Source organism: Lysobacter enzymogenes (assembly GCF_023617245.1).
GTDB lineage: Bacteria > Pseudomonadota > Gammaproteobacteria > Xanthomonadales > Xanthomonadaceae > Lysobacter > Lysobacter yananisis.
In genome coordinates this window covers 5,634,028-5,648,495 of the sequence record NZ_CP067396.1, presented here as the reverse complement: position 1 = coordinate 5,648,495, position 14,468 = coordinate 5,634,028, and the positions used below count along the sequence as shown (strand labels likewise).

Annotated in this window: 24 protein-coding genes; 19 read left to right on the top strand and 5 right to left on the bottom strand. The window is 67.1% G+C overall.

Annotated features, from left to right (window positions below; genetic code table 11):
- Positions 1–3: 3 nt before the first annotated feature.
- The 5 genes from JHW41_RS23585 to JHW41_RS23565 all read right to left on the bottom strand — a co-directional run bounded on the left by JHW41_RS23585 (position 4) and on the right by JHW41_RS23565 (position 1,907).
- On the bottom strand, positions 4–327 hold the full coding sequence (locus tag JHW41_RS23585; RefSeq protein WP_250447953.1) for a hypothetical protein: 324 nt from the start codon (positions 325–327) through the stop codon (positions 4–6).
- A gap of 134 nt (positions 328–461) precedes the next feature.
- Positions 462–746: a hypothetical protein gene (locus JHW41_RS23580; RefSeq protein ID WP_250447951.1), complete on the bottom strand. Its 285-nt coding sequence runs from the start codon at positions 744–746 to the stop codon at positions 462–464.
- Between the two features lie 141 nt (positions 747–887).
- The gene (locus JHW41_RS23575; protein ID WP_250447949.1) at positions 888–1,493 is read right to left on the bottom strand and encodes a DUF3489 domain-containing protein; all 606 of its coding nucleotides are present in this window, start codon (positions 1,491–1,493) and stop codon (positions 888–890) included.
- A 14-nt stretch (positions 1,494–1,507) separates the two neighbouring features.
- Complete coding sequence (locus JHW41_RS23570) at positions 1,508–1,699, bottom strand: hypothetical protein (RefSeq protein WP_250447948.1); 192 nt, start codon at positions 1,697–1,699, stop codon at positions 1,508–1,510.
- Entirely contained in the window at positions 1,683–1,907 is a 225-nt protein-coding gene (locus JHW41_RS23565; RefSeq protein ID WP_250447946.1) for a hypothetical protein, read from the bottom strand. Before JHW41_RS23565 ends, JHW41_RS23570 begins: the two co-directional genes overlap by 17 nt.
- 35 nt (positions 1,908–1,942) lie before the next feature.
- Here JHW41_RS23565 and JHW41_RS23560 point away from each other — a divergent pair, with 35 nt between their 5' ends.
- The 19 genes from JHW41_RS23560 (at position 1,943) to JHW41_RS23470 (ending at position 14,468) form a co-directional block, all read left to right on the top strand.
- Positions 1,943–2,134, top strand: coding sequence for a hypothetical protein (locus JHW41_RS23560; protein WP_250447944.1), 192 nt, complete (start codon positions 1,943–1,945; stop codon positions 2,132–2,134).
- A 48-nt stretch (positions 2,135–2,182) separates the two neighbouring features.
- Entirely contained in the window at positions 2,183–2,689 is a 507-nt protein-coding gene (locus JHW41_RS23555; protein WP_250447942.1) for a hypothetical protein, read from the top strand.
- Positions 2,690–2,777: 88 nt separating this feature from the next.
- Complete coding sequence (locus tag JHW41_RS23550) at positions 2,778–3,083, top strand: hypothetical protein (RefSeq protein WP_250447940.1); 306 nt, start codon at positions 2,778–2,780, stop codon at positions 3,081–3,083.
- Between the two features lie 105 nt (positions 3,084–3,188).
- Positions 3,189–3,497: a hypothetical protein gene (locus JHW41_RS23545; RefSeq protein WP_250447938.1), complete on the top strand. Its 309-nt coding sequence runs from the start codon at positions 3,189–3,191 to the stop codon at positions 3,495–3,497.
- A 136-nt stretch (positions 3,498–3,633) separates the two neighbouring features.
- Positions 3,634–4,206 (top strand): hypothetical protein, encoded by a 573-nt coding sequence (locus JHW41_RS23540; protein ID WP_250447936.1) that lies wholly within the window; start codon positions 3,634–3,636, stop codon positions 4,204–4,206.
- Between the two features lie 123 nt (positions 4,207–4,329).
- The gene (locus JHW41_RS23535) at positions 4,330–4,869 is read left to right on the top strand and encodes an elements of external origin (RefSeq protein ID WP_250447934.1); all 540 of its coding nucleotides are present in this window, start codon (positions 4,330–4,332) and stop codon (positions 4,867–4,869) included.
- Positions 4,870–4,872: 3 nt separating this feature from the next.
- Positions 4,873–6,810, top strand: coding sequence for a phage terminase large subunit family protein (locus JHW41_RS23530; protein ID WP_250447932.1), 1,938 nt, complete (start codon positions 4,873–4,875; stop codon positions 6,808–6,810).
- On the top strand, positions 6,807–7,025 hold the full coding sequence (locus tag JHW41_RS23525) for a phage head-tail joining protein (protein ID WP_250447930.1): 219 nt from the start codon (positions 6,807–6,809) through the stop codon (positions 7,023–7,025). Before JHW41_RS23530 ends, JHW41_RS23525 begins: the two co-directional genes overlap by 4 nt.
- Positions 7,026–7,027: 2 nt before the next feature.
- A complete protein-coding gene (locus tag JHW41_RS23520; RefSeq protein ID WP_250447928.1) occupies positions 7,028–8,521 on the top strand; it encodes a phage portal protein in 1,494 nt (497 codons plus the stop codon).
- Positions 8,518–9,690 (top strand): S49 family peptidase, encoded by a 1,173-nt coding sequence (locus JHW41_RS23515; protein WP_250447925.1) that lies wholly within the window; start codon positions 8,518–8,520, stop codon positions 9,688–9,690. Before JHW41_RS23520 ends, JHW41_RS23515 begins: the two co-directional genes overlap by 4 nt.
- Complete coding sequence (locus JHW41_RS23510; RefSeq protein WP_250447923.1) at positions 9,690–10,082, top strand: head decoration protein; 393 nt, start codon at positions 9,690–9,692, stop codon at positions 10,080–10,082. Before JHW41_RS23515 ends, JHW41_RS23510 begins: the two co-directional genes overlap by 1 nt.
- A 9-nt stretch (positions 10,083–10,091) precedes the next feature.
- Positions 10,092–11,099: a major capsid protein gene (locus JHW41_RS23505; protein ID WP_250447921.1), complete on the top strand. Its 1,008-nt coding sequence runs from the start codon at positions 10,092–10,094 to the stop codon at positions 11,097–11,099.
- Positions 11,096–11,386, top strand: a complete 291-nt coding sequence (locus tag JHW41_RS23500; RefSeq protein ID WP_250447919.1) for a hypothetical protein — start codon at positions 11,096–11,098, stop codon at positions 11,384–11,386. Before JHW41_RS23505 ends, JHW41_RS23500 begins: the two co-directional genes overlap by 4 nt.
- Positions 11,379–11,807, top strand: coding sequence for a hypothetical protein (locus JHW41_RS23495; RefSeq protein WP_250447918.1), 429 nt, complete (start codon positions 11,379–11,381; stop codon positions 11,805–11,807). Before JHW41_RS23500 ends, JHW41_RS23495 begins: the two co-directional genes overlap by 8 nt.
- On the top strand, positions 11,807–12,364 hold the full coding sequence (locus JHW41_RS23490; protein WP_250447916.1) for a hypothetical protein: 558 nt from the start codon (positions 11,807–11,809) through the stop codon (positions 12,362–12,364). Before JHW41_RS23495 ends, JHW41_RS23490 begins: the two co-directional genes overlap by 1 nt.
- A 54-nt stretch (positions 12,365–12,418) precedes the next feature.
- Positions 12,419–13,177 (top strand): hypothetical protein, encoded by a 759-nt coding sequence (locus tag JHW41_RS23485; protein ID WP_250447914.1) that lies wholly within the window; start codon positions 12,419–12,421, stop codon positions 13,175–13,177.
- Positions 13,177–13,608, top strand: a complete 432-nt coding sequence (locus JHW41_RS23480) for a DUF6631 family protein (RefSeq protein WP_250447912.1) — start codon at positions 13,177–13,179, stop codon at positions 13,606–13,608. Before JHW41_RS23485 ends, JHW41_RS23480 begins: the two co-directional genes overlap by 1 nt.
- Positions 13,609–13,789: 181 nt before the next feature.
- Entirely contained in the window at positions 13,790–14,011 is a 222-nt protein-coding gene (locus JHW41_RS23475; RefSeq protein ID WP_250447910.1) for a DUF4175 domain-containing protein, read from the top strand.
- Positions 13,992–14,468 (top strand): glycoside hydrolase family 24 protein, encoded by a 477-nt coding sequence (locus tag JHW41_RS23470; protein WP_250447908.1) that lies wholly within the window; start codon positions 13,992–13,994, stop codon positions 14,466–14,468. Before JHW41_RS23475 ends, JHW41_RS23470 begins: the two co-directional genes overlap by 20 nt.

Sequence of the window (14,468 nt, the reverse complement as noted above, 5' to 3'; positions counted from 1 at the left end):
GGCTTACTCTTCGTCCGCCGGCAGCCCGACGTAGCAGGCATGGTCGGTCCCTTCGGCCCGGACATACAACGTCGGCATCCGAGGCGCGACGACCATGATGCAGTGGCCGGGTCGGCTATTGAGTTCCCAGATCCAAGACTGCGGCTTGGCGAAGTCGCGCTCGAAGGCGCGATACTCGGACTGGGTCAGGGTCTTGCGCTCAATGACCCAGACCAACTCTGGCTCCACGTAGTAGCCGCTGAGTTCCCGCATCATGGCGCGATAGTTCGCTGGCTTTCGACTAAATCGAATGCGGAGCTGGTAGGGCGGTAGTAGCGTAGTGCTCATGGTAGGTCTCCTGCTTCGGGGAACCCATGAACGCTTCCTCCCGGGCAGAAGCCAAGGGTTTGCGTGCGGTGCTCGCAACACCGCTCAGCGGTCGGACAGGCAGGCCCGCCGCGCAGCGCGCGGCGGCCTCCGGCTTAGGTGCTTTCGAACTGGCCGGTTGTGCCGTTGTAGCGCAGTGCGATGCTGGAACGAATCGGTGTGAATTCGTGTACCCACAGGTTGAGGGTGTACAGCGCGCGGTAGCAGATCGCGCGCTTGGCCTGCGCCTCGCTCAGCCCAAGATCGATCAGGTACCGCGCCATCTCGGCGTCCGTCGAGCCTTCGTCGTTCGACAACGTGTCCTCGACGGCATCGAGGAGGCGCGCGTCGAGCGTTGCGAGCAGTTCGTCCGGACCGGCGTGCGGGGTGGCGTTGTTCATCGTGGGTCTCCGTGGTTGGGAGGCCATGAACGCTTCAACTCGAAATAAGATCAAGCGCAACGCGCAGCGTTCTTCGATGCGGCGCATTGTTGGACAGCTACGAGACAGCGAGCCGGGCGTTCGCCCGGCTCGCTGCGTGCTTCACTCCTCCTCGTCGCCGTGCGTAGCGGTGCCTTCGGTCACGATTCGATATACGCGCTCGCCGTCGCCTTCCTTACTGTTGGTGACGATATAGCCCTTCTTCTTGACCGTGCCGGCGAGGAAACCACGCACCGAGTGCTGCTGCCAGTCGGTCGCGGCCATGATCTGCGCGAGGGTGGCGCCCTGCGGCCGCGTCAGCAGGCCGACGACCTTGGCGATCTTGGTGTCGCCGCGCGCCGTGCGCTTGGGCTTCACCGGCGGCGTGGTCGCCGCCGACACGCTGTCGGCCGGCGCGGCGGCGGCGCCATCGTTCTGGCCGGTGTTCGTATCGCCCGCGGGTTCGCTGGGCGCGTCGTGGCCGCTGGCGCCCTCGTCGCCCTGTTCGTCGTCGGCCGGCGCTTCGACGCCGACGGCCGCGTAGCCGTCTGCCGTCAGGCGGTAGCCGGCGTCGTGCGGCTCGACCAGCTCGTTGCGCAGCAGACCGCGCACGACGCTGGTGCGGGCGCCGCCCAGCAGGCCGGTGGGGTAGCGTTCGATGCGGCCTTCGGTGGCCACGGCCAGTTCCAAAACAGCGCGCTGGTTGATGCTGAGTTCGACGTTGCTCATGGGTATTCTCCTAGTTAGGGGTTGGGGTTGTGCAGTTCCCGCGCGCGACTGGGGCCGACCCATTCGCCTTCGGGGTCAAGCCCGCGACGGATCAGTTCGTCGCGCGCCAGTCGATTGAGGTCGAGGGTTCCGTTGGCGGCGGCGACGAGGACCGTCGCCGCCGTTGCCTTCAGGAACCAGAGGTCCGCGTCACTCGGCGAGGACATCGGCGACGGTCTTGCTCGGATACGCGCGGCCCAGCAACAGGTCGACCACGCAATCCACGGGGATGTTCTGCAGGGCGAGCGCGGCCCGGCGCTGCAGTTCCTGTTGCGCCAGCGTGCTGAGGACGCCGCCGGTCAGAGGGCCGAAGTCCGCGAGTACCGGTGCGGGGAGTTGGGTCAGGCATTCTTTGAACACGTCGTTCTGCTTCATCGTGGTGGCCTCCGTGGCCGCGTTGGTGTGGACGCATGAACGCTTCGTTCGCCGAGGAAGCCAAGCGGTTTTCGCGTCGAAGAACGCTCGTTCTCGTTCACGGACAGGTGTCGGACAGCTTCGTCGTCGGCGCAATGAAAACGCCCCGCGTGTGCGTTGAAAGCTGTCCGTTGCCTGTCCGAACACCGCCTGGAATCGCGACGGCGCTTGGCTTCGGCGATGGATGACGCGTTCATGCGTTCGCCGCGCTGGGCGGCAACGGAGGGAAAACCGCGATGGACGTCGAACACGATCTACGTACCCTTGGCGCGCTGCCGGGGACGATACGGTGGCTGCTGGTCGCGCCCACGGATCTGGAACCGGTCTGGGAATACGGCACGTGCCCCGTGGACGGATGTGCCGCCTTGACCCGATTTCTGGCGCCTTGGACGCGGATTGACCGCGCGCGCCGAATCGACGGCGTCGAACTGCGCGCGCGTGTTGCGGCGGCGAGTGCGGAGCTGGACAGCTGGCATCGACGGGTGCGTGGCGACTACAACCGCCGCAAGCGCAAGCCGAAGCGGAGGAACGAGACAGTCGCCGCGACGCTAGCGACCGCAGCGCAGCAAATTGAAGACTACTTGCAGTGTCGCCGGGAGTTGACGCCGCGCCAGTGGGTCGCGCAAGCGCTTTCCGTGGTTGAAAGGCTGTCCGTGCTGCGGCCACGCGATAGCGAGTACCAGAACGGCATCAACTTCGCGGTCAGCGGGTTGGAGCAAGCGCTCGGGCAACTGCCGGAGTAGGCGCGGCGTAGGCCGAAGCTGTCAGAACCCTGTCTGCGAACGCAAGCGCTGCTTGTTCTGCTTGGATTCAACGCGGAAGGAAGCGTTCATGTCGTTGCCGCAACGACGCGGCGACTACCGGAAGATCGACATGAGCAATATGTCTTACTGCAAATTCCACAACACGCTAATCGACCTGATCGACTGCCGAAACACCATCGAAGAGATGGTCGCCGGGGACGAGGACGAAGTTTTCGTCCTCAGCCACGACGAGGCGCGCGCGGCCGAGGCTCTGGCGGAACAATGCCTCGACATCCTGACGCTGCTCTGCGAGCACGCGGGCGTGGATCTGGATGAGCACCAGGATGCGCGGGTTTTGATGCGAAGTGTGATCGACAGCTTGCCCCGACGTTAAGCCGGGAGAGGACAGACCCCAGCGCCGGAACGGCGCTGGGGTGTTCCCTCTTCCGTTTCCTGTCTACTTCGTGTCTGCGCTATCGCACTGCCGCTGTTTCGCTTGATGAAGGCCGACAAGGAAGCGTTCATGTCCATGCCGCAACGACGTGGCGCACAGGAGAAGGACATGCACCGAGTACCGGGCCGTGAATTTTCACAAGCCAGGGAGCCCATTGCTTGGGCCGAGGTTTACCTGCACGACCTGCTGCGGCAGGAGGAGGATGCGGCCCCTGCGGATGAGGACCGGGCAGCGGTTTGCGAGGTGGTGCGCAGCGCTTGGGCCATCACCAAGATGCTCTGCGATCAGGCCAACGTCGACCTGCCGCGCGAGCCAGACTGGGAGACGATTCTGCGCGAGTACGTATACCGCTGAGGGAGAGTGAAGTCCCCAGCCCCCTGGAGGGGGCTGGGGTGTTCGTTCTTCCAGCAGCCGGCGAAGCTGTCTCAGCGCTGTCCACGGTGCGGCGCAGCGAACGAAGTGCTTGCGAGGCCCGTCGAGTGAAGCGTTCATGTCGCTGCCGCAACAACGCGGCTTCGATAAGGAGAGCGACATGGACAAACTGGAAGTGAAGGCGTACGCGGAGCTACGCGCTTTGGGTGACCGCATCGAGCGGTTGCTGATGTCGGATGTGCCGGTGTTCAAGACGGACGCGAGCCTGTCCCTCTACGGCTGCTACGGCCTGTCTCACCTGTTGGCCTCGCAAAGCGCAGGGCATCACGTTGGGCGCTGCGACCCGGACGTCGTGATCTGGATGGTGGAAGGCTGCGGGTACGAACTGGCGCCGGTCGAATTGACCGTCGAGAACAGCGACGGCTGGTTCAAGCGCCGCCTCATGCCCAACGAGTTCGGCCCTAATGAACTAACGCTGCGCGCGCTGCTGACGCACATCGGCCGGTATCTTGAGGGCGACGAGCCGGAGTACAGCGCGCTGCCGGTGCATGAACTGGACCGGTTGCTGCAACGGGTCAAATTGCTGGAGGTATGGGATGTGCAGGACGTCGGCTACCAGAAGGGCCTGCGCGCGGCGTTGAAGAGCCTGCAGCGCGCACGCGACGCGGCCGAGTACGAACCCCGCAACTAGCCCCACTCGCGCGAGAGCGCACACCCCAGCGCCTTCCGGGCGCTGGGGTGTTCCCTCTTCCAATCTTTTAATCTGCGCCGATGGCCGGCGGTCGCGGAGGCCCGAATTTGCCAGTGACCGCCTGTGGGAATCAGCATTCGCGCCTACGGGCGCCATCGCGGCGTCTCGGACACCGCCGTTCGTAAAGCCATCGCTACCGGCCGGATTACCGCGCTGGCGGACGGCACCATCGACCCGACGCGCGCCGACGCCGAATGGGCGGTGAACACGACGTCGGCGCAGGCGCCGGTGCCGCGCCCTGCGGCGCGCTCGCGCGCTGCACCTATGACCATAGAGGACGCGGGCCCCGGCCCGACCGGTGGCCCAAGCGGGGGCAATAGCTACGCCCAAGCCCGGACCGCCAACGAAGTCCTCAAGGCCCAGCACCACAAACTGCGTATCGCGCAGCTGCGCGGGGAGCTGATCGATCGCCAGCAGGCGGTCGGCCAGGTCTTCGCCCTGGCGCGCGCCGAGCGCGATGCCTGGCTGAACTGGCCCGCGCGCATCAGTTCGATGCTCGCCGCCGAGTTAGGTATCGACCCGCATGCCATGCACGTCGCGCTGGAGCGCGAGGTGCGGCAGCACCTGTCCGAACTCGGGGACTTCGTCGCCCGCCTGGAGTGATCGTTGTACGACGGCTTTGACGATGTCGCGCGCGCGTGGCGCGACGGTCTGACGCCCGATCCCTTCCTGGACGTTTCGGATTGGGCCGACCGCGACCGCGTGCTGTCGAGCACCTCGTCGTCTGAGCCGGGGCGCTGGCGCACTGCGCGAACGCCGTACCTGCGCGACATCATGAACGACCTGTCGCCGGCCTCGGCGACCGAGCGTGTCGTGTTCATGAAGGGCGCGCAGGTCGGCGGCACCGAGTGCGGCAACAACTGGATCGGCTACGTCATCGCCTGTGCGCCAGGGCCGATGATGGCCGTGGCGCCCACGGTCGAGATGGCCAAGCGCAATTCGAAGCAGCGCGTCGATCCGCTGATCGAGGAATCACCCTCGCTGCGCGAGCGAATCGCGCCCTCGCGCGCGCGGGATTCGGGCAACACGATTCTCGCCAAGGAGTTCCGCGGCGGCGTACTGGTGCTGACCGGCGCCAACAGCGCGGTCGGCCTGCGCTCGATGCCGGTGCGCTATCTGTTCCTGGACGAAGTGGACGGCTATCCGCGCGACGTGGAAGGCGAGGGCGATGCGGTCGCGCTGGCCGAGGCCCGCACCCGAACCTTCACGCGCCGCAAGATTCTGCTGGTGTCGACGCCGACGATTGCCGGCGCTTCAACCATCGAACGCGAGTACCTGGCCTCAGACCAGCGCCGCTTCTTCGTGCCGTGCCCGCACTGCGCCCACGCGCAATGGCTGCGGTTCGAGCAGCTGCGCTGGACCTGGGGCGACCCGCGCTCGACACGCTACATCTGCGAGTCCTGCGAGCAGCCGATCGGCGAGCACCACAAGACGGCGATGCTCGCGGCCGGCCAGTGGATCGCGACGGCATCGCAGAACCGCGGCAAGACCGCCGGCTACCACCTGTCGTCGCTGTACTCGCCGGTCGGTTGGCGCAGCTGGGCCGACATCGCCGCGGCGTGGGAAGCGGCGCAGGGTTCGGCGACCGCGCTCAAGGCGTTCAAGAACACCGAACTGGGCGAGACCTGGGAAGAGGAAGGCGAAGCCCCGGATTGGGAGCGTTTGCTGGAGCGGCGCGAGGACTACCGGATCGGCACCGTGCCGGCCGGCGGTCTTCTGCTGGCCGGCGGAGCCGACGTACAGAAAGACCGCATCGAAGTCTCCGTCTGGGCCTTCGGGCGTGAGCGCGAGGCGTGGCTGGTCGAGCACCGGGTGCTGATGGGCGACACCGCGCGTGCCGCGGTCTGGTCCGAGTTGGCCGGGGTGTTGCGCGAGCAGTGGACGCATGACTCCGGCGCGCTGCTGCCGCTGACCCGTCTTGGTTTGGATACCGGCTACGCCACGCAAGAGGCGTATGCCTTCGCGCGCGACGCGCACGATCCGCGGTTGCTGCCGATGAAGGGCGTCGGTAGCGGCGCCGCCTTGATCGGCATCCCCACTGCGGTCGACGTGAGCATTCCGGGCAAGCGCCTACGGCGCGGGCTGAAGCTGTTCGCCGTGGCCGGCGGCATCGCCAAGCTGGAGTTGTACAACGCGCTGCGCTTGTCGATCGAGATCGGACCGGACGGCCAACCCAGCTTTCCGGCCGGCTATGTCCACCTGCCCAAGATCGACGGCGAGTTCCTCCAGCAGCTGACGGCCGAACACCTGATTACCCGGCGGGATCGGCACGGCTATCCCCAGCGCGTGTGGGAGAAGCGCCGAGACCGCAACGAAGCGCTGGACTGCTACGTCATGGCGCGCGCCGCGGCGATGCAGGCCGGCGTCGATCGATTCGAAGAGCGCCATTGGCGCGAGATGGAGCGGGCGCTGGGCGTGCCGGCGTCAACCGCGCCTCCCGCACCCACCGCTTTACCTATCCCCACGGCCGCCCCTTCGGGCGGCCGTTTTGTTTCTGGCCCGCGCCCGGGGCGCCGGGTCATCTCCAGCCGATTCATGCGATGAGCGATCTTCCATACACCCACGAACAATTGCAGGCGTTGCGCAACGCGCTCGCGCGCGGCGAACGCCGCGTCAGCTTCGGCGACCGCTTGGTCGAGTACCGATCGGTCGATGAGCTGCTGGCCGCAATCCGCGAGGTCGAAGCCGCGCTTGCCGGCACCGAAGGCCACCCGCGTCGCGTGCGCCGGCTGCTGACCACCACCGCCAAGGGCTTCTGATCGTGGGCTGGTGGGGCCGGCTGCGCGCCGCGATGCTCGGCGGCACGCCCGTGCATGAAGTGGCCGGTCACGGGCGCCGCTCGACGGCCTGGCAGCCCAGCAATCCCGGCGCGGTCGCCGCGCTGGTCGCGACCGGCGACGCGCTGCGCGTGCGCTCGCGCGACCTGGTCCGGCGCAACGCCTGGGCCAACGCCGCGGTGGAAGCCTTCGTCGCCAACGCGGTCGGCACCGGCATCAAGCCGCAGTCGCTGATTGCCGGCGCCGCCCAGCGCGAAGCGTTGCAGGCGCTATGGCGCGACTTCGTGGACGAAGCCGACGCCGCCGGCTTGACCGATCTCTACGGCTTGCAGGCGCTGGCCTGCCGCGCGCTGCTGGAAGGCGGCGAGTGCCTGGTGCGATTGCGCCCGCGCCGCCCCGAAGACGGTCTGGCGGTTCCGCTGCAAATCCAAGTGCTGGAGCCCGAGCACCTGCCCCTGCATCTGAATCGGGAGGAGCCGAACGGCAACGTCATCCGCGCCGGCATCGAGTTCGACCGGCTCGGCCGTCGGGTGGCCTATCACCTGTACCTGTCGCATCCGCAGGACGGCGCGATGGCGCCGATGACGCGGCAGGGCGGTCTGGACACGGTGCGCGTGCGCGCATCCGAGATCCTGCATGTCTTCCGGCCGCTGCGTCCCGGCCAGATTCGCGGCGAGCCTTGGCTGGCGCGTGCGCTGGTCAAGCTCAACGAACTGGACCAGTACGACGACGCCGAGCTGGTGCGCAAGAAGACCGCGGCGATGTTCGCCGGCTTCATCACCCGCGACGGTCCCGACGATCCGCTGCCGGGCGACGCACCGCCCGACGAGCACGGTAACGCGCCGCTCGGCCTGGAGCCGGGCAGCCTGCAAATCCTGGAGCCGGGCGAGAACGTTGCGTTTGCCCAGCCGGCCGACGTCGGCGCGAGCTACGAGGCGTTCCTGCGCTCGCAGTTCCGCGCCGTCGCCGCGGCGATGGGCATCACTTACGAGCAATTGACCGGAGATCTGACCGGCGTCAACTACTCGTCCATCCGCGCCGGCCTGCTGGAATTTCGGCGCCGCTGCGAGATGATCCAGCACTCGGTGCTGGTGTTCCAGCTGTGCCGGCCGATCTGGAATGCGTTCGTGGACTCCGCCGTTCTGGCGGGCGCCGTCGAACTGCCCGGCTACCGCCGCCGCAAGCGCCAGTACCGCGCCTGCAAGTGGGTGCCGCAGGGCTGGAGCTGGGTCGACCCGGAGAAAGAGTTCAACGCGATGATCCTGGCGATTCGCGCGGGCCTGATCTCGCGCGCGGAAGCCATCGCCAGTTCCGGCTACGACGCCGAAACCATCGACCGCGAGATCGCGGCCGACGCCGCGCGCGCTGACGCGCTCGGCCTGGTGTTCGACACCGATCCTCGCCGCGTCTCGCGTAACGGCGCCTTCCAATCCGCGCCGACCGAGCCGGCGCCGCCTGAGATCGAAATCCCCGCATGACCGGACTGCCTTACTTGGCGGCGCGCGTGTTCAACACGCCTCTGCTGATCCAGCGCGCCAAGCTGGATGTGATTCTGAGCGTACTCGCGCCGAAGTTCGAGCTGCAGACGATGCCGCCCCCGCAGATGGGGCCGCCGCAGCCCGCGCCGCCGCGAGTTGGCGACGCGCAGGGCATCGCCGTTTTGCCGATCCACGGCACGCTGGTGCAGCGCACCGGTGGCCTCGATGCGATGTCGGGGCTGATCAGCTACGAGAGCATCGCCGCCCGCCTCGACGCCGCGCTGTCGGACCAATCCGTGCGCGGCATCGTGCTGGATGTCGATAGCGCGGGCGGCGAAGCCGCGGGCGTGTTCGACCTGGCCGATCGCATCCGCGCCGGCCGCGACCACAAGCCGATCTGGGCGGTCGCGAACGACGCGGCGTTCTCCGCAGCGTATGCGCTGGCCAGTGCGGCCGAGCGCGTGTTCGTGACCCGAACCGCGGGTTTGGGCTCGATCGGTGTGATCGCGCTCCACGTCGATCAATCCCAGCGCGACACGAACCAGGGGCTCCACTACACGCCGATCCTGGCCGGCGCGCGCAAGAACGACGGCAACCCGCATGAGCCGCTGACGCCGGAGGCGCGCGCGTCGATCCAGACCGAAGTCAACCGCCTGTACGAACTGTTCGTGCTGACGGTCGCCCACCACCGCGGGCTCTCCGCCGACGCCGTCCGGCAGACCGAGGCCGGTTTGTTCTTCGGCCAGGACGCGATCGACGCGGGCTTGGCCGACCGGCTCGGAACGCTCGGCGATGCCGTGCAGCAGATGCACACCGAATTGGACGCCGCCGCGCGTCCCCCTTTCTTGGAGTTTCCCTCGATGTCCACCCCCGAATCGACGGCGCCCGCCGTCGACGCCGCGGCCGTGCGCGCGCAAGCGCAGGCCGACGCCCTGGCAATCGCCGAGTTGTGCGAGCTGGCAGGCCAGCCCGCGCTGACCGCGGCCTACCTGGCCGAAGGCATCACTGCTGCGACCGCGCGCCAACGCCTGCTCGGCCTGCGCGCGCAATCGCTCGAGATCACCAGCCACCTGTCGCCCTCCGGCCCGGCGCCGGAGGCCGATGCCGCCCATAACCCGCTGATCGCCGCCGTCCAGGCGCGCGCCGCCGCGGTTCGGAGCCACATCTGATGCGCCTGACCACCTACCCCCCGGTGTTCGAAGGCCCGAACTTGGGCGATGTCCTCAAGCTCGAAGCCGATCACCTCTACTCGCGCGATCAAGTGACCGTCGCGCCGAATCAAGTCCTGGTCCTGGGCCAGATCGTCGGTCGCATCACCGAGACCGGCCAGTACGCCGCCTTCGATCCCACTGCGACCGATGGCCGCGAACAAGCGGCCGGCGTCGTCATCGTGCCGATCACCACCAACGCCGAACCCAGCCCGGACGGCATCGTCGTCGTGCGCCACGCCACCGTTTCGGACCGCTACCTGGTCTGGCCCCGAACCGCCACTCCCGAACACCGCATCGCTGCGGTCCAGCAGTTGCGCGCGCTCGGCGTGCTCGTGCGCCAAGGAGCCTGATCCATGCCGATGAACAACCCTTTCAACAACCCGGCCTTCTCGGTCAGCTCGCTGACCGCGGCCATCAACCTGCTGCCGAATACCTATGGCCGGCTGGGCGAACTGAACCTGTTCCCGATCAAGCCGGTCCGCACGCGGCAGGTCTCGATCGAGATGCGCAATGGCGTGCTGAACCTGCTGCCGACCAAGCCGGTCGGCGCACCCGGCACGGTGGGCACGCGTGGTAGCCGCAACCTGCGCGCGCTGAGCATTCCGCACATCCCGCACGACGATGTCGTCTTGCCGGAGGAAGTGATCGGCGTGCGTGCGTTCGGTTCGGAGAGCGAGCTGGTGACGCTGGCCGAAGTCATGGCCGACAAGCTGCAGACCATGCGTAACAAGCACGCGATCACCCTGGAGCATCTGCGCATGGGCGCGCTCAAGGGCATCGTGCTCGATGCCGATGGCAGTGAGTTGCTGAACTTCTACGAGGTGTTCGATATCGCGCCCAAGGTGTTCTCGTTCGAGTTGGCCGACGCCGGCATCAACGTACGAGACAAGTGCATCGAACTGCGTCATCTCCTGGAAGACAGCCTCCTGGGGGAGCGCATGACCGGCGTGCGCGTGCTGGTCTCCGAGGAGTTCATGACCGCGCTGACCAACCACACCAGCGTGGAGAAGGCGTGGGAGCGCTGGCAGAACGGCGAGTTCTTCCGTAGCGATACCCGTGCGGGTTTCGCCATGGCGGGCGTCGTGTTCGAGGAGTACCGCGCCACGGTCAGCACGGGAGTCGAGGGCGAAGAGTCGGTGCGTTTCATCGCGCCCAACGAAGGCCATGCGTTCCCGCTGGGCACGCTGGATACGTTCGCCACCTACGTTGCCCCGGCCGACTTCAACGAGACCGTCAACACGATGGGCCAGTTGCTGTACGCCAAGCAAGCGCCGCGCAAGTTCGACCGCGGTACGGATCTGCACACGCAGTCCAACCCGCTCCCGGTCTGCCAGCGCCCCGGCCTGCTGGTCAAGGTCACGGTGTGAACGCTTTCGAGGCAATGGACGATGTAATCTTTGACACGCTCGGCGTCATCGCGCAGGTTCAGCGCCGTCCTAACCCCTCGGTGCTGATCCCCCTTGTCGTGCGCGATGGCGTCGAGCGCTTGGGGGAGTTCCAGCAAGTGATCGGACGGGCGCGCCATGTGGTGGCCCGTAACGTCGAGTGGGTGTTCCGCCGCGGCGACGAAGTCACCCTGGACTGCCGGACCCAAGCCGTCGAGGCGCTGGTCCGCGACGATGGTCTGGTCAACGAGGCCGTCCTGTATGGCTGAGCCAGCGCAGACGTGGACGCTACTGGAGCGCATTACCAGCCGGTTGGCGGAGATTCGTTCCGACCGCGGGTATCGAACCGACATCGGGACCGTTGTAACGCGTGAGCCGATTCAGTACGCGGCCCATGAGGCGTTGGGACTGACGCTGGCGGCATTGGGCGTGCAGCGCGATGCCCAAAAGCCGCAGGGACAATATCGGTTGTTGGAGGCGATGGTCGAGGCAACCGTGCCGTCGCGATTTAACGATTCCCATGCGCTCGCACACGCGATCGCCGCGGATATCGAGGATGCGCTCGATGCGTGGATTCCGCTGCCGCAAGCGCTGCCGTTGCAGGTCGAGGACATCGTGTTCCTTGACCGGCCCGAGGGGTTGGCGGTGGTCGCGGTGCAACTGACCCTGACCGTGCGGTATCGGCGCTGATGCGGGTTTCCATCGACGCCGATGGCGCTCTGGAGGCGGCCAAGCGGATCAGCGACCTGCCCGCGAAAGTGCTGATTGCCCAGCGCCGCGCGCTCGGCACGCTCCGACGCCGCTGGCCGGTCATCGCCCGCAGGGACATCCAAACCGAATACGCGCTGTCCGCGACACGGATTCGCGATGGGCTGAGTGTGCGGACCACCCGAGAGGGCATCGAGCTCGTCGGGCGCGTGCGCGGCATCGGCCTGCTCAACTTCGCCGGGCGCGGTACGACATCGGGTCTGCGCTATCGCATCTTCCGCAACCGGCCCGGCCACGAGCCCCACGGCTTCGTGCGCAGTCGGTGCGGCCAAGGGATTCGGAAGGCGTGGGAGCGCGAGCCCCTGGCCGGTAGTGGCGGGACGCGCCGAGTCCCGCGCTACCCCATCGAACCTCTGTTCGGCCCTTCGCTGGCTCAGATGCTGCGCAAGGGCGATCGCCCGGAACGCATGGCCCAAGCGGGCCTGGATGTGATCACCGCCGAGTTGGATCGGCAACTGTTGCGCTCCCTGCGCCGCTGAATGGGCCGCCGGCTGGCGGCCTTCGACACCTTATATATAGGAGCACGCGACCCGATGGCCGCGCCGAATCTGTTTTCTTTCCAAGGCAAGGTCTACCTCGCCCAGCGCCAGTCCACGGGCAAGCCCGGTCCGCTGCGCTGGGTCGGCAACGCCCCGCAGCTGGAACTCGCCCTGGAAGTCCAAAATTCGGACAAGTTCGAATCCTTCAGCGGCAATCGCCTGCTGTATGGCCGTCTTGTCCAATCCAAGACCGCGAACGTCAACCTGACGCTGGACGAAGCCACCCCGGAGAACTTGGCCGAGGGCTTGTACGCGTTGCCGGCGACCGTGCCTGCCGGCGCGGTCAGCAACGAACTGCTGCCGGCGAGCCTCAAGGCGGGCGACCTGGTCGCGCTCGATCGCGGCCACATCAGCGAGCTGTCGTTGACCGACAGCGCCAATCCCCCGGTGACGATCCCGCCGGCAAACTGGTGGACCGAGTCGCCGACGGCCGGCGTGATCGGGCTGCGGAAGGTCGATGGCTTCACCCAGCCCTACAAGGCGACCTACCAGTACGGCGCGACGGTCAACATCGCCCTGTTCACGACCCCGCCGCCGGAGCGGATGCTGTTCCTCGACGGCATCAACACCGTCACCGGCCAACGCGCCAAGGTGACCCTGTATCGCCTGACGTTCAATCCCATCGAGCAGTTGGCGTTGATCTCGGAGGAGTGGGGCAGCCTGCAACTCTCCGGCGCCGCGCTGTTCGATGAATCCCGCGCGCTGGACCCCGAGCTGGGTGGTTTCGGCCGGATCGAGCTGGTGGCCGGCTGATGGCGCGCAAGGTGAAGCGTCGGGCGCCAGCGGCCGACGACCTGACGATTTTGGAGCCGAGTCGCACGCTGCCTATCGGCGGGCGCAACGTCACCGTGCGCGAAATCGGCTTCTTCGAAAGCCTGCGACTGCATGCCGAGATCGCGGCGCTGGTCGCCGACCTGGTCGAACACACGGACGACGGCAATGTCGATCTGGGGCGGCTGCACCGGATCTGCGCCGCGCATCCGACCGCCACGATCACGCTGCTCGCACAAGCCTGCGATCAGCCCCCCGAGTGGGTGCAGGCACTGCCCGGCGCGCAGGGCGATCTGTTGCTGCTGACGTTCTGGGCGGTCAATGCGGATTTTTTTCTGCAGCGCGTGCTGGCGGCGGTGGAACTGCGGCGAGCGGCCCCGGCAGCGACTGGCCCGGCGTCCTCGCCACCCTGATCGATCACGGCCACGACTGGTCCTGGATCGAGTGCGCGACCGCGCGCCAACTCGCCTTGTTCTATCGCGCCGCGATTCAGCGCGAACGCGCGCTGCGTGCCGAGCGCATCGAGGACGTGAACGCCGGCTTCGCTGGCGGCGCTGACGTCACCACCCTTATTCAATCCCTTCGGGAACCCTTATGAAGTTGATCGAGGACTGGCGCCATGCGTGGCGCTTCTTGAGCGTGCAGGCGATGAGCTTGGCGCTGGCGGTGCAGGGCGTCTGGCTGAACATCCCCGACGACCTGCGCGTGCATGTACCGGATCGGGTCGCCACGTATGTAACCGCAGGCGTTCTGGTGCTGGGCTTGTTTGGCCGTCTGTTCCAGCAGCGAGGCGCGGATGGCACGTCTGACCGCTGAGCAGGCGGGCGGCCAGAACGTGGTTGCGTTCTTGGACACGATCGCGCACGCCGAGGGGGTCGAGCGATTCAGCGCCATTGGCGGATACGACGTGCTGGTGGGCGGCGACCGCTTCACCGACTTCGCCAAGCATCCGCGCTTGATGATCTGGCTGCCGAAGTATCGAATCCATTCCACCGCTGCCGGCCGCTATCAGTTCCTGTGGCGGACCTGGAACAGCCTTCAAATCCGGCTGAAACTACCGGACTTTGGTCCGAGCTCGCAGGACCGCGCCGCCATCGAACTGCTGCGCGAGAACGGGTCGCTGGCCGACATCAAGAAGGGCTGGATCAGTTCGGCGGTTCGGAAGTCCCGCAAGACCTGGGCGTCGCTTCCGAACGCCGGCTATGGCCAGCGGGAGCTGCCGCTGGAAGCGTTGCTGGCGGTCTTCCAAAGGGCCGGCGGCAGTATTCACTAG